Genomic DNA, 14,534 nt, shown 5'->3' on the forward strand with positions numbered 1-14,534 from the left:
GGGGACACCCCATCCAGGAATGCAAGCGTATCCACATTTCCGTTGGTTATGTCCGAATCATAGATGGTATCAATCCCATAACCTCTTCCAAACCGGTAAGTATCATTTCCGCTCCCTCCATAAAGCTTATCATTCCCGGTTCCTCCGTCCAGAACATCATTTCCCTTTCCATATCCATTTTCTCCATAAAGGATATCATCTCCGGTCCCACCTTCCAGATAGTCATCTCCCTCTCCTCCTGCTAAGGTATCCGTTCCATCTCCTCCATACAGCCGGTTGTCTCCTCCACCAGAGGAGATACTATCATTTCCTTCATATCCCCAAATTGCTTCACTTTGATTTGTTCCTATAAGGGTATCATTTCCGCCTGTTCCAAGTATCTCAACCTTACCAGCACATTCCAGGATACGTAGGTAATCCTCCCCTTTCGTTTCAAATGTTTTATAAAATGTACTATAATCAGCTATATCAATAAGCTTCAATTGATTTAAGCTATTAACAACTTCTCTTAATTTTTTCTTACCAGATTCCTCGTCATAAGAAATCTGTACAAGAATCTCAGATGCTATATTGGAAAGATCTAACTTTACAGCATTGGATTTTTCATCCCAGACCAACGTCATCTTACTAAACAACTCTTTCATTTCAGTTTGTGCCAACAACTGAGAGTATATGAAGTTTGAAAGCTTGTCAAACGCTTCCAATAATAGAGGCGCTGCTTGTCCATGTGGATTAGGATCTTTCTCATTCCAACACCAAACACCTAAATATTTTTCTCCAAAGAGCACTTCAAGCGCTTCTAACTTTCTGGCATCCCCAATTGCATTTCCATATATTTGACTTGTCGCACGGCTGTTTGGATCAATATTTTCCACACCCGTCCATGCATAGATTATATTAGTTATCAATTGCTTCTTCTTACCTGGATCTGTTTCCCCTATAAACTGCTCTACAAGAGCCTGTAAATGCTTGCTGCTGTCATGCAGCATTGCCTGATGAAGACTGTATGCATTACCAAAACCCATTAGATCAGGTAACTTGGCGATTTCCGTAGTCTCCTCCAACTTATCTCTTGCGGCTGTGAACATAGCATCCACTTTAAACCACACATCCTCAATTGCAGCAGTTGTCCCATCTGACTTTGTATAAGTACTAATCTGCCTGTGTTCATTTCCTTGGGCATCCACCATCGTAGATGTAGCGTATTTTGTTGAAATGGAAGAGATCTGAGCATCCGAAAGCGTCATAAGCTCTCCCTTATCTGTCACACCGTTTCCGTTGCTATCCTTCCAAATACGCAATTCACCAAAAGCAGCATCCTTTATGTCAATCACTCCATCCTTATTGCTATCCAGCTCTGCAAGGGCATCAAACCCGTTAGCCGCCTTTGTACCATTTGTCAGTAAGGTACTGTCGCCAAAAAGTTCTTTCCCACCGTCAATAACACTGTCTCCGTTAATATCACGTACCAGCAGACCATCATCTTTACCTACCCATGATGTCTTTTCAGAAAAGCCGTTATCATTCTGATCAAAATGAATACCATCTTTGAGTAATGTCGTTTCAACACCGTCACCATCAAGATCCAAGACAATTGGAGATTTTGTGACTTCAGCTGTGTAGAATATAGCTCTTATTTCAGTCAAGAGCTCATTAAAGGCTTTCTCACTGCCACTGTTTAGAATTCCTCCGGCTATATTGCTTCCCAATTCCCCATCCATACCAAGCTTAATACCGGTATCGTTTATACTGTGGTATAAGCTTTGTACCTCTGATATGGAGGAATTATACTGGCTTAACAGGCCTTGGTATTCTGCCTTTTCACCTGCCAGCTCCGTGTTCCCAACCTCCATATTAAAAAGCCATGCGTAGTCAGATGCAAACTGGTTATAGGCATCTAATGCTTTTTGGTATTCCAATTGTCCGCTTCTTACCGTACTGCTTGCCAGAGCATCAACTTCTGCCTTACTATAATTGATTTCTTCTCCTGATAATACAGAATCTAAAATATCATCATATACTTTTAACTGTGCAACATATTGGTCCACAATTTTTAATCCTGTTGTAAGTAACTGGCTCCCAATGTTTAACTCCATAGACACAATGCCGCAAATAGAGCCTGAACCTGTACCAATAATCGTAGATGCTATATTAAAAATTTCAGGTGCTATCTGAGCTATTTTTTGCCGGTATTCATAACTGTCTCTATTCAATCCCTTTGCCGAATCCATGATTTCCTTTATATCAGCCACATCGGAAAATAAGCTTTTCATCAGACCGGTGACACTGCTTACTTTATCGTATAGCTGCAGGCTTTTGGCATATGGATTATTTTTTAATTCATACTCATACTTGCTTATCAATATGTCCGGAGGCAGGCTCTCCAAATCCTTGCAATTCTTTGCAAAAGCGGCAAATTGGCCGCTGCCCGCCTGCTCTGCCTGTTCTGAGAATACACTCGCAATAAGATATTTTTTTGGATCCGGTACCATCCCCGAGAGCTCTCCCTGTATCAGATCATCCAGGAACTTCATATAGTCATCAAAGACAATTTGCTCCGGGTTAGTGCTGTTGTTTACATTTTCATTTTCCATTCAATCTTCTCTCCTCTATTATACTAATTTAGAAAACATAAAAATAATAATGCTGTACTATCCCTTTCAAAATTAAGAATCAGGCACCAATGGTTATATTTCTTATAAATGCGGCCAAAAAAAATTGCATTCCAAAAACAGCTTTCGCTCTTTTCAAAAATGCAACTCAACCATCCTAAGCAAGAGATTCGTATTTTACCTTTTTCCTGCCCTTAGACTTGTAGCTTTGTGCCCTCATTTTTCAATGAGTTTACCTCTGTATTTTCCTTTTTTTTCATACCGCTTTCTATATACTACATTTTTTGGTTTTATCTGTCAATATTATTTTCCCAATTTTTACACTAATCGATATAATCCAACATTACCCGGATAAATTTTGATTACATAAAAATACAAGCCTGTTAAAAAACAACAGGCTTGTTCAGAATCTTCTAATCCAAATCAAAATATGGTTTCGTAATCAGAGTCAATTTCGTGACACTGTTTTGCTCGATTACATTATTGTCTTCATCCTTTCCGATGGAAGTCAAATCCATTTCAATCAGCAGCTTTCCTTCCCCATTAAAATACTTTAAGGGAACATCAATGGCAAATTCATTGTCTGAATTTAATTTCGTACCTTTTCCGGGTACTACCATACAAATTCCATCGGTATCAACGTTCTTTGTAGGAAGGACGCTTGTGGAGCTGCTGTTTGCCTGGGGATTCAACTGTACACGAATTGTTCTCGTGCTGTCAGCCGGATCTGGTAAAACGGCATAATAGGAAACATAGTAATCCCTGTCACTGGTATTGACCACACTCTCTTCTTCCACCCGGAACTTAACTGTCTTCACCTGGCTGGTGTCCGTTGTTGTAATGGTATCCGTATCCGAATTAATAAACAGGTACTGTTCATCGGAATCTACCGTATAGACATCATCATTGGTAACTACAAGCTTAGGTTTTGCCGTTCCCGCACGATAAGAACTGATCATGGTGTTGATGAATAATTTAATTTCATCATCGGTCAGATTAACCGTATGTCCCAAGCCGGTATAGGTTATATTTCCTTTATTATAGATGTAATAGTTATTTCGTGAATCATTTTCTCTGGAGGAGTAAAAGCCGTTATTGTTTCCCCCGTTCAATTTGCTTTTGCTGTCTGAGAGATTGTACCATACTACCATGTCATCCTCTTCTAAGTCCAACTGATAATATTGGGTGTGAGTAGTAGAAATTGATATGGTATCATTGATCTTAAAGGGATATTGAGTAATCTGCCCTCTATTGGCAATGGATATCCTGGTAGTTTCCATGAAGGAAAGATTTCCCCAGCTTTTACTGCTTGTAGTATCGTTCCGGTCATAATTATAACCGTTACCGCTCCTCCAATACAGCTTATTACTGTTATCCGTATAGAATTTCCAGTATTTATCTGTTCCGCTTGCTAAATTTGCTCCGCTGTCGTATATTCTAATTGGATTTGATATGAGATTATTGGTTGTATCATTGTAATAAATCGGCTGGCTGTTCCCACTGATTCCCGTTGTAAAGTGAAAGCGGTCCTGGGACATAATCTTTCTTAGCATATCATTATATAGGCGCTCTTGTCCTGCATCTTTATCCCAGATGACATCGTGGCTGAAAATTACACTCTTTCCCTGTTTAATGAAATCCTGTATATTCTGGTTCGCATATTTATTGTGGGTATAGCTGCAGCAGTCCCTAAAGCCCAGAATCAGCATGTCATAATCTGTCAGGAAATCATACTTTCCTGACACCGCATCTCCGGTGCAATTCCTATACAATCTCAAAAATGTCGAGTTACTCATAAATGTTATATCCACTTTGTATTCCGCAACAGAATTCAAATATTTTTGAAATCTCGTATCAGTCTGCATATTAAGGTTGGTCGACTGGTCTCCGGTTCCGGCGTCAATAACCACTTGCAATACCTTCAGCTTTACTTTGTTTGCTTCACTGGTTTGCTTGATTACTGTATAATTAATCTCGCTGGCCCGTATGGAATTATTACCAACCGCATTTACTTCCAGCTTCCAGGGAATAATCCCCTGATAGGAAGCATCCAAATGCCTGATTACCGTATACCAGGTATCCGGCTTTAAGGAATTGACATTAACATTCCTGTTCCCTTCATCCTTGACTGTCAGGCTGCTGATTACCTCCTGTTTGGCATCGGTAGGTGTGTCAAGGGAACCGTTGTATTTTCCGTCACCGTTATTATCGATATACAGCTTTACTGCATATTTATCCGCCGAGCCCTTTATTTTAAACTTATATTTTAATGTATTGCTGCTGTTATACTGCACTGTAGATATACTTCCGTCTGCCTTGGTTGTATAATTATAGGCTACCGGATACATGGAAGAATCACTTTTATCGGCAAACTCCAGGCTGCAGGAACAATCCGTTAATTTTCTTTCCAGAATGTAACTGTTGAAGTTATCTTCATAAAATATTCTGTCTTTATACTGGGCCCTGTAATCTCTCTGGGCCTGGATCTTGTTCTGGTCCGTATATACTCTTAGTCCCGGCTGTTCAATGACATCGGCGAGATTATATACATAAGAAGCTTTGTCCACATATGCCGATACTTTGCTTCTCGTAGTGTCCGTATAAAAACCACTGGTAAGCATAACCGGTTTACCGGATTGCATAAAACTTTTTAACTGGTCTAATTTCCTCTTCGTCAGGTCATTGCCGGAATAACGGATACTGCTGTCCGCATTTACCATGTCTCCTATCGATAAATAAATCTTGCCTTTTAGATTTTGGTCATTGTATTTTGTAATATCCTTATATCCAGTATTCAAGCCAAGGATAATCATATCATATTTTGAATTGATGTCTTCAATCTTACCGATATAATCATAGGTTGTCATCGTAGTAACATGAATGTCCTCTGTCCCGCCCATAAAATACGGGAAGAATTTACGGTATCTGGCTTCCCATCCGGCAGAGCCATAGACAAAGCTATCATAAGGCTCTATCTCTAATATATTTAATTCTTTCTTGTCCGCCCAGTCAAATTTCTGATGCAGCAGGAAAAAGATTGCTTCTGCCGGTGTAAGAGACGCCCTTCTTGCACTGTTCGGATCAGCATTTTCTTTCTCATATTTATCCCAGTATTCATAAAAGTCAAAAGCATCTTTCGTTACCGTTATCTCATTGATGTTCTTTGAATTGAGATTTTCCAGTAAGCTCATATCTCCATTATAAGTATAAACACCCTCGCCGACAGTGGTATTACTTGCTGTCATATAGGGATTCTTTAATACCAGATCGCCGTACTTTGTCTTTGCCCCATTATCCGGGAAGGTATTTTGATCCCACTTGGTAATTATCTCATTCCCGTTCTTTCCAACGTAATAACCTGTAACTTTTCCACTTACCGTCGTAGTTTTTATTTTACCCGTAGTCACCAGGAGACGGTCAAAATTAGCCGGTCCCATCTGGAGCAGCATAATACAGAGCTTATGGGCATTATTATCAGATTCCCCCGAAAGATAAACCGTGGTCAGGTCCAACACGACCGATGCTCTGTTTTTGGATACCATCCGGTTAAAAATAGCCATCACAGCATCCCAGGTCAAATCATTATCTCCCTTAAAATCAGCCGGAGGATTGTTAAGAGTTATTCCTTCTTTGTTAAACTTATTCCATATACTGACCATTCCATCATTAATATCATGGTTTTTACCGTTAATATATATGATGTCCGCCTTATTGATTAATTCAAGGTTTGCCGAATTAGCCAAATCCGTCGGGTCAACGGTTATTACTACCGTTTTATAATTGCCAAGTTTATCTGCCGGAACCCTGATAGCTTCTTTTAAAAATGTATTTTTATGTACAAACAGCATTTTAGTTCTGGAATAACGCTTGACACTTAGCCAGACTTTATCGGCCGTATGATCCGTTGGAGCACTATAATTATTATCCGCTACCCAAACATACTGTCCCTGTCCCTCGCCCACATAAGTATAGGTATAATTGGAACCATTCTTTTCCTGCTTAATCGTTCCGGTTCCGTCTGATACCTTCTGGAAATAGCCTCTTATATCATCCGGACTGTCCCAGTTCCCCGCACCGGAAGCCAGTTCCTCTGCATCAATCTCAAACTCATATTTATACTCAGTGGCAGCGGTACAATCAGCAAACTGTCTGGATTTATAAGTATATGCCAGGCTGTCGATTGAAAGCTTATCCATATCCACCGGCTCACACCCGGGAATCCAATATCCGATTTCTGAAAAGCTTTTATTGGGAACTATCTCTAAAATAAATAAAGGATTATTTTCGGTCCCAAGCTCACTTACTCCATCCTTGGCAGGGGGTGGGATAGTTTCTCCGGCATTTGCAGTTTCCGCTGATACCAGCCCATAAACTCCGGCGAGAACACAGCCGATTACCAGAAATACTAATGCAGCAATGAATATTGGGTTACCTTTTAAAAATGATTTTCTTTTCACAGCTTCTCCTCCATTGCACTTTCCTGCCTATGTGCAGGATATCGGACCGGTTCAGGGAATATTAACGATTCTGTTTCTTAACTTCATATCTTCCGCCAGCTTATATTCTCTGCCGTTATATTTCATCCTAAGACTGACCGTAAGGGTCGTACCGGATGCACCGGTTCTGTCATCAATAAGCTTCCCCGATACCTCAAACCCCTCCACATATTCTCCCATCAGGTTATCCTCAGTCACTGTCCCGCTTTGTACAGCCGCCATCACAGAAGTCTTCCCTCCGGCTGTAGTGTGGTAGAGATACATGTTATGGTCACTGCCGTTAAACCATATGATTTCCATTGCATCCGTTGTAGTTGCTGCATTCCCGTCACTATGGTAAATGGTAAGTGCAGCGTTTCCACTGTCATATTCTATGTTATTTCCCTCCAGAACATATTCCCGTATCTGGTTCATTATCGTCTGTGCTTCCGTCTGCAGGGATATTTCACTTTGGGCTGCCTGATATCCGCGGCTTCCGGCTGACATAAATAAAATAATTGCGGCAATTATAATCGAAGAGATTGCCATGCCTATAATTAGCTCAATAAGAGAGATTCCCCGGTTGTTTGACTTTTTCATATGTCCATCACCTGCCTGTTTTCATGTAAAAGCGCATCCCTATTTCACAAAATGTTTCCCGGATGCCTGGATTAACCGGATGGTATACCGGATAGTTCCGTCCTGGTCCTTTATAAGTATATTTTTATAATAATCCGTTCCGTTGCTGCTTAATTCTCCTGTGCTTTTTTCAAAGCTGACTTTCATATAATTTCCGGAAGTAAAATCGCCTACTTCCTGCTCTGCCGCTGGATCTGCACTGGTCTGATAGAAAATGCCAAGCTGCCTGTTTCCAATCAAAACACCGGAATTATCAAGGAGGCCGGCCGATGGACCGGAAGTACTTTCTTTCATGTAATAGGAATCCCCATGGAGGTAAATATACAAATAAGACTTTTCTGCCTTACTCATATCCTCTATCCGGATTTTGTCCAGGGCAGCATTTAACTCATAGGCACATCTTTTTGCATTTCCATATTTGATATAGTTTAAACCGCCAAAAGTCATCACAGTAAGGACGGAGAGGATTGCTATTACAATAATGATTTCGATTAATGTGATGCCCCGGTTGCGCTTCATTTCCGTACTCCTTCCCGAACTAAGTGCCGTACTCCTATTTAATTCTTCTTCCAATTTTCATAGGTAATATATTCTGATATCTTTATCTGGTCGATACTTCTCCCATTGTCATAGCTGTTACCAGCATAATCGGTAAAGTAATGGGTAAATTGCATGGATGCATTATTAAGCCACCCTCCGGGAGCTTCCTCCTTTTCCTTTTCAAGAGCAAAGGAAAGGATATTCTGGACCATATCCGGCCCGGACGTGATTTGAATCCCGCTGTTTTGCAAAAGAATCTTTCCGCCGGATATTATCATTCCTTCATAATTTGTTCTTACCGTTAAATTGCCGGTGGTAATAATAATTCCATTGCCAATCTCACCGCCGGTGGCTCTCCTGATATCGTCAGTGGTAATATCGCTGTCATTACGGATAATGTAAACTGAATACTCCGCAAAGCCCTCTCCCCCTATATCAATGGATATCTTCTTATAATAATTACCATTGTCCTTTACAAATCCATTGGATAAGGCTGTAATATCATCCGAAGTCTCCTTCTCAATAACAGACTGGCTGCCATCCTGGCTGATAATGGTTTTAAATAAAGGACTGGTAGTTTTATCCAGCCTGAAATCTCCGGTATTTCCTCCGGAAGAAGCAGCTACCAGACATAGCTGTCTGGATTTATACTCCCTGGCTGTCCGGACTGCATCACTTAATAGAGAAGCATCCGGAGAATCGGGATTGGAAAGGACTCCTCCGGTTAATGCCAGATTTCCGTCGCCGGCTGTCATAAGGCCATTGGCCGCCAGAAGAAGTGCTCCGCTTAATTTGATACCATTTCCATAGAGAAAAGTCTTTGAGTTAATATCCAGTTTTGCTTTATTATCTGAATTATTATAATATTCCTTGAAATACCGGTTAGCAGCGGCCTGGTCTTTAAATTCCAGGTAGTAATAAACCATAGGGACAGTCCCTCCCATGAGATAATGGTACTCCACGTACTGCCTGCTTGTCAGCAAATCCGCTAATGCTCCGGCAGGAACGAATACTTTCTTTTGCCCTTCCGGCAATTTACTAAGCTCTGATCCCATCACCGGATTATGTCCCCACCAGATATATTCATCCGGAACCAGATACGCCAGCTGGTTACTCTTTACGGAAATGGACTCCCCGGTCATAATATCATCTGCCACGGTAGTCCCTGCCTGATTCTTTCTGGACACAAATGCTCTTCCGGCAACCGTAAGGCTTGTCAGCCCGGACATATCCAGCGAAGAATGCGTTCCGTTAATTAAAACCGCACTGCTGTAATTAGAGTTTACAATGCTATGTATTTCACTGTCTTCCACTCTCTGATTGGTCTTATTATAATTGTAGCCATAGTAACTGCCGCCTATGGTCACATCACTTTTTTGTGCACCAAGCATAAGATCGTCTGCCACCTTACAATTACCGTAAATATTGAGGTAGGAAGCTTCACTACTGCCCTCATTACCGGTGGTAGCAATATTCTCTGCCCACACATTCATTTTCCTGCCGGCAGCCTTATCTCCGATAAATAGCTTTGCAAAATTATCGACTACGATATCCCCTCTGGTAATCAGGGTATCTCCGTTGATTTTCAGATTATATCCATTAGAAGCATTCTGGTTTGGAACTGTAACATTCGTGGCACTTACCTTCAATCCTTCCTCACCTGCATACAAATTGCCTTCTATGCTTATTCCCATTCCGCCGTCCACCAGTAATTGCCGGTCTGCTATCAGGGCATATTTTGTAAATTCCGGATAGATATTGGCTGAACTAAAATTCAGATTAGGGGCTGTCAGACAGATGTCAGTTGTAATTTGGGTTTCATAGCCCTGACTGTTTTCAAACTTTACTTTAACCGCCTGCAATACGACAGAATTTATCTGATCCGGATTAACAGTATCCAGATTAATCTTCAATATATTCGTGGAAGTCTCCGTATTCCCATAGAGGATATTGTCATCCGGGTTTCTGGAGGAATTAAGAAAGCTCTTTAGCACCTCCGGCTTATAGTAATAAGTTGTCCCTGCCGCCGGATCATAGGTCTGCCCGCAAAGTGCCGCTACCAGCTTACCGATATAATGGCTGTCAAATTCATTCTTGACGGAACTATCCGTATCCTGTGTAATGTCCGAATAATGAAGCAGAACATAATCATAAGCCTGATACATGCTGTTGGATGAAAGCTCTTCCAGTCCGGCACGCAGTTCATCCATTACCGCTTCCGTTTCATAGAAATTTTCTTTCGCCTGATAATCGATATGCTTCATCTGAATATTGGTCATAGTAAGAGACAGAACCAGTGAACCCAGTATTGCAATAAAGCAGATTGCAATAATAACAAGTAATAACGCAGAACCTCTGTTATTTTTCCTTATTGTTCTCATAATCTGCTCCTCTCTGCCCTCCGGCTGCTTATCGTTTCATAACACCATTTATTCTCCCTTGGTAGAATTCATGGATGCATATAAAAAATCAGGGTTCAAAAGTTTTCCCGCCTTGTAAACGTCAACCTTTATGTCCATCATCCGAAGGACGGCCTTATTTGAAATATAGCTTCCCTCTTTTACATCGCTGCCGTCATTACTTTTGGAAACTTTACCGGCATTGGAATATACCTTATCCACTTTCAAATAGGACGTACCGACAGGGTTGATGCTGGCATCAAAAGCCGGTGCAAGATCACTCGCCTCATCCGCAGCCTGGCACAGCAGGTAAAGATTGATATTTCTTCTAAAGGATGCCGCAACTGCCGGGTCAATATCCAGTGAGATCTGCTCTATTCCTTTATTTCTTTGAAAGAATACATAGATATTTTTCATATCCTCCAGTGAAACCGTCTCCTGATATAAAGGGGGATCCATTTCCAGAGCACTGCTCTGATCCTGCGGACATCCCTCTATTCCCGGAGAATAGTATTTGTAATAAATCTTCACCCTTGTCTGGCTGGTGCTGATTACAGAAGGTCTGACCTCGTAAGGCTCTATCTCAATAAAGATATTCCTGCATAATGCAGCCTGAATTGCTGTCTCACCAACGGGAACCTTATGGCTCCAGCCGCTTACCCCCGCATGGGCGGCATTTTCCTGCTCACAATAGCTTCTGTTTAAATCACTCATAGAAATAACAGCCCGGGGTTCCTGGGCAGTTTCCACTCCTATAATATTCTGCGGGGTCTGTATTGCCTTTATCTGATACAGGGGCTTATTTACATTCGTATCATAATAGGTCTTCCCGGAAGTGATGTTCGTATCAATGGTTATAAGGGCATCATAAGCCCTGCCGTCATCCTGGATATTCTCAATAGCATAGTACAGCAAACCATTATCGGAATTCTTAAAAATACCATTCGCAATATCGTAGCTCCCGCCTGTCAATGCAGTACCGTTTGAAGCCACTTCTTTAATGCGGCTTTGATCTCTTCCAATCTTATCAACAGGTACCAAATCAAATTCTGCCAAAAATTCTGCATTCCCTGCGTGAAAGCTTCTGGCAATATCCTCGATTGATTTATCTTTACAATTTTCAATGATGCTCTGGGATAAGGCTACCGCATCCTGGGATGTCTTCGCTTTTGTATTATACGCAGAGGAGGATACGAAGTAACTAAGAAGGGGAACTGTTATAATAGCAAGTATTACAATGCTGACAAGAAGCTCAACCAAAGAAAATCCATTATTATTTTCCTTCTTTCTCTGTTGTTTCAATACAGCTCCTCCTTTCCCTCTTTGCTGGTTCACCTTATAGTAAATGTACTACTTCAAGGTTCCAAAAATATTATCCCGTCCCGTCTTTATATCGTCCATATTAGGGGGCTCATAGGTTTTTTGAACACCGGAACCGGCTAACATATACATATTAATTGTCATGCTTCCCGTCAGATTACCCGTGGCAGTGTCATAAGTCGTACTTAATTCTCCAATGGTCATTCTGTCAGAATTCTTATTGATATAATCAATGGCTTTTTTTAAGCCTTCATAGGTTGTTTTAAAAGAGATGGACACCGTCGACTTCATACCGGTAAATTTATTGGCCTGTACGGCATTTCCGGTATCCGTTCCGCTGGTGTCAGCAGCATTATCTGTAGTTTGTGAATCTGATGCTGTCCCTTCACCCGAAGCAGTATTCGGGTAAAATATCTGGTGTTCGGTAAAAGTAGAGGAAGATATCTCCATTCCTGCTTCAAACTCCATCCCATCCAGCAGTAAAATAATATCTGCGGTGCTTAAATATACCGGAAACCTGGCTTTCATATCCTCCATTTCCGAACGAAGTTTTTCTGTCTCTGCCTTTTTATCCTCTGCCTGTGCCTGCATCTGTGTTAATTCCTGTACTTTTGATTTCAACGCTTCATTGGAAGTTCTGATTTCCTGTGCCGCACTTACGTTCCTTTGATAAATAAGAAAATAAGAAACTGCAAATAGGACCAGAGATACCACTATAAGAAGAAGTTTTTTATCTCTTTGCGTTAGCTTTAACTCTAATTTCATGTTACCTCCTTTTCTACTTCCCATTATCCGAATTTTCTTCCGGCACATTTGCTTCTTCCGTTTTGCTGCTGTATTGGCAGTTCACAGCGAAAGTAACCATTTTTATCCCGTTATCATCTTCCGATTCTGCTATAGAAGCAATGGAAATGTCACTTAAGTCCTCTATATGGCTTAACTGCAGATAGAGCTTTGCTGCACTTATCTTATTGTTTGTTGTAATATTCATACTAAGTCCGGTTTCACTTACCGCCAATGCTGACACCACCGCAGAGGAAGGAAGTTTCTCTTCCAGTTCGTTAATCAGCCCATTTAACTTCTCATTTTTGGAAGTCGTAAGAGCATACATATTCGCAATATTCTGATAATCATTCAGCGCTGCCGTGTATTCTGAAAAAACCGCTTCAACGGGAGTCAGAGTCTTTATCTGTGCTTCCAGTTCTCTTTTCTCCGATTTTGCCCCTTGCAGACTTATAGTGGAAACAGCTATTAATACAACTGAAATAGAAAGGGAGCCTATCACTGTCAGCAGCAGAATGCTTCGGCCGCTTTTTTTAGCTTCCTTTTCTATAATATCCTTGGATACAAAGCCGATAGGTTTCAGTACCGCACCGATTGCGGACATATAGGCCGTTTGATCAATATCATCCAGGTTCATGCCTTTATGAAATACAACCGCCAGGAACCTGTCTAAAATCTTGACCTCATAACCAATTTCATTCTGGAACAATTGGACAATGCCCTTTATTTTGCTTCCCTGACCTGTGATATGGATTTTGTCTATTCTTTTTTCGGGAAATTTGGAATTATAATAGTCCAATACCCTGGTAACGTTATTAACCAGATACCGCAAAGAATCCGTAATCACTCCTGCATTCCTGAAGAGACTGTCAGGGTTCTGATCAGCCAGGGCTTCATCCGTTGCAGCTGCTTCCTGAAAGGGGTCAAAGTGTGAGTTAATCAGCTCTTTCTCACATAAAAGCTTAAATATCTCCTCTTCTTTTTCCTGCCCGGCCGCCTTATTTTCCAAAGCAGCTTCAACAACAGCATTTGTACCATAGGGTATCGTCCTTTGCAGTAAGAGGGTCTCATGATCGATTACGTGAATCAGCGTACTCTGTTCATTGATTTGAATAATACAGCGGATGCCTTCATCCGACTGCCTCTTTAATAATTGAAAACCGCTGTTACCGATATAGTCAATGGCAAGAATGGTAAAATTCATCAGCTGCGCAAAGCTGTAGTAATTCTTAATCAGATTACCCGGTGCTGCCAGTAATAATAATTTCAGCTGCCTGGATTCTTTGGTAATGATCCGCTCCAGAATACTGTAAGAGATAATATACTCTGATACATCCACCGGAAAATATTCCTGTGCCCCTGCATCCACAACAGGCTGAATCAATCTGTCCTTTACCATAGGAATGACTATTTCGCGGTTGGCTATTCTGGTGGAAGATACCGTAAATACCACGTCGGTAAGCTTCATATCGGCTTCGTCCAGTTTTTTTCGAAGTACTGCTGCCAGCACCTGCTTATCCCTGATATAACCGTCCTCAATTGCATTATCCGGCGTGCGGAAAGTAATGCATTTGTATATATGCGGAGTCTTCTTCCCATAATCCATCTCGCAGATTCTTGTATTGATTACTCCAATATCGATACTTAATACTCTTTTGGTCATTTAGCCATTCTCCCTTTTTCAGTACAAAAATCATTTATTTTTTTATGGCAGAACATAGAACTTAACCGCAGCCCCACTCTTGGCTCCCATGCATATCGCAAGC

Annotated in this window: 7 protein-coding genes, 1 pseudogene and 1 riboswitch; all 8 genes and pseudogenes read right to left on the bottom strand. The window is 41.1% G+C overall.

What is annotated here, in order from left to right; genetic code table 11:
- Positions 1-2,594, bottom strand: a pseudogene (locus tag BUF11_RS21810) (hypothetical protein); the annotation flags it as partial.
- Between the two features lie 157 nt (positions 2,595-2,751).
- A riboswitch (cyclic di-GMP riboswitch) is annotated at positions 2,752-2,859 on the bottom strand.
- 166 nt (positions 2,860-3,025) lie between these two features.
- Positions 3,026-7,069, bottom strand: coding sequence for a DUF5057 domain-containing protein (locus BUF11_RS21815; protein WP_073591006.1), 4,044 nt, complete (start codon positions 7,067-7,069; stop codon positions 3,026-3,028).
- Positions 7,070-7,120: 51 nt separating this feature from the next.
- Complete coding sequence (locus tag BUF11_RS21820) at positions 7,121-7,687, bottom strand: prepilin-type N-terminal cleavage/methylation domain-containing protein (protein ID WP_073591007.1); 567 nt, start codon at positions 7,685-7,687, stop codon at positions 7,121-7,123.
- Positions 7,688-7,726: 39 nt separating this feature from the next.
- Positions 7,727-8,245 carry a prepilin-type N-terminal cleavage/methylation domain-containing protein gene (locus BUF11_RS21825; protein WP_073591008.1) on the bottom strand — a complete coding sequence of 173 codons (519 nt, stop codon included), beginning with the start codon at positions 8,243-8,245 and terminating at the stop codon, positions 7,727-7,729.
- A gap of 38 nt (positions 8,246-8,283) precedes the next feature.
- Complete coding sequence (locus tag BUF11_RS21830; RefSeq protein WP_073591009.1) at positions 8,284-10,647, bottom strand: hypothetical protein; 2,364 nt, start codon at positions 10,645-10,647, stop codon at positions 8,284-8,286.
- 48 nt (positions 10,648-10,695) lie between these two features.
- The gene (locus BUF11_RS21835; RefSeq protein WP_073591010.1) at positions 10,696-11,967 is read right to left on the bottom strand and encodes a type IV pilus modification PilV family protein; all 1,272 of its coding nucleotides are present in this window, start codon (positions 11,965-11,967) and stop codon (positions 10,696-10,698) included.
- 48 nt (positions 11,968-12,015) lie between these two features.
- Positions 12,016-12,750 (bottom strand): hypothetical protein, encoded by a 735-nt coding sequence (locus BUF11_RS21840; protein ID WP_073591011.1) that lies wholly within the window; start codon positions 12,748-12,750, stop codon positions 12,016-12,018.
- 13 nt (positions 12,751-12,763) lie between these two features.
- The gene (gene pilM / locus BUF11_RS21845) at positions 12,764-14,431 is read right to left on the bottom strand and encodes a pilus assembly protein PilM (protein WP_073591012.1); all 1,668 of its coding nucleotides are present in this window, start codon (positions 14,429-14,431) and stop codon (positions 12,764-12,766) included.
- Between the last annotated feature and the right edge of the window lie 103 nt (positions 14,432-14,534).

The sequence above is a fragment of the Anaerocolumna xylanovorans DSM 12503 genome, from assembly GCF_900143645.1.
GTDB lineage: Bacteria > Bacillota > Clostridia > Lachnospirales > Lachnospiraceae > Anaerocolumna > Anaerocolumna xylanovorans.

Bases quoted from the DNA above. Each gene is read 5' to 3' on its own strand.
- BUF11_RS21820 (WP_073591007.1), bottom strand. From the start codon at position 7,687: ATGAAAAAGTCAAACAACCGGGGAATCTCTCTTATTGAGCTAATTATA.
- BUF11_RS21825 (WP_073591008.1), bottom strand. From the start codon at position 8,245: ATGAAGCGCAACCGGGGCATCACATTAATCGAAATCATTATTGTAATA.
- BUF11_RS21830 (WP_073591009.1), bottom strand. From the start codon at position 10,647: ATGAGAACAATAAGGAAAAATAACAGAGGTTCTGCGTTATTACTTGTT.
- BUF11_RS21840 (WP_073591011.1), bottom strand. From the start codon at position 12,750: ATGAAATTAGAGTTAAAGCTAACGCAAAGAGATAAAAAACTTCTTCTT.
- pilM (WP_073591012.1), bottom strand. From the start codon at position 14,431: ATGACCAAAAGAGTATTAAGTATCGATATTGGAGTAATCAATACAAGA.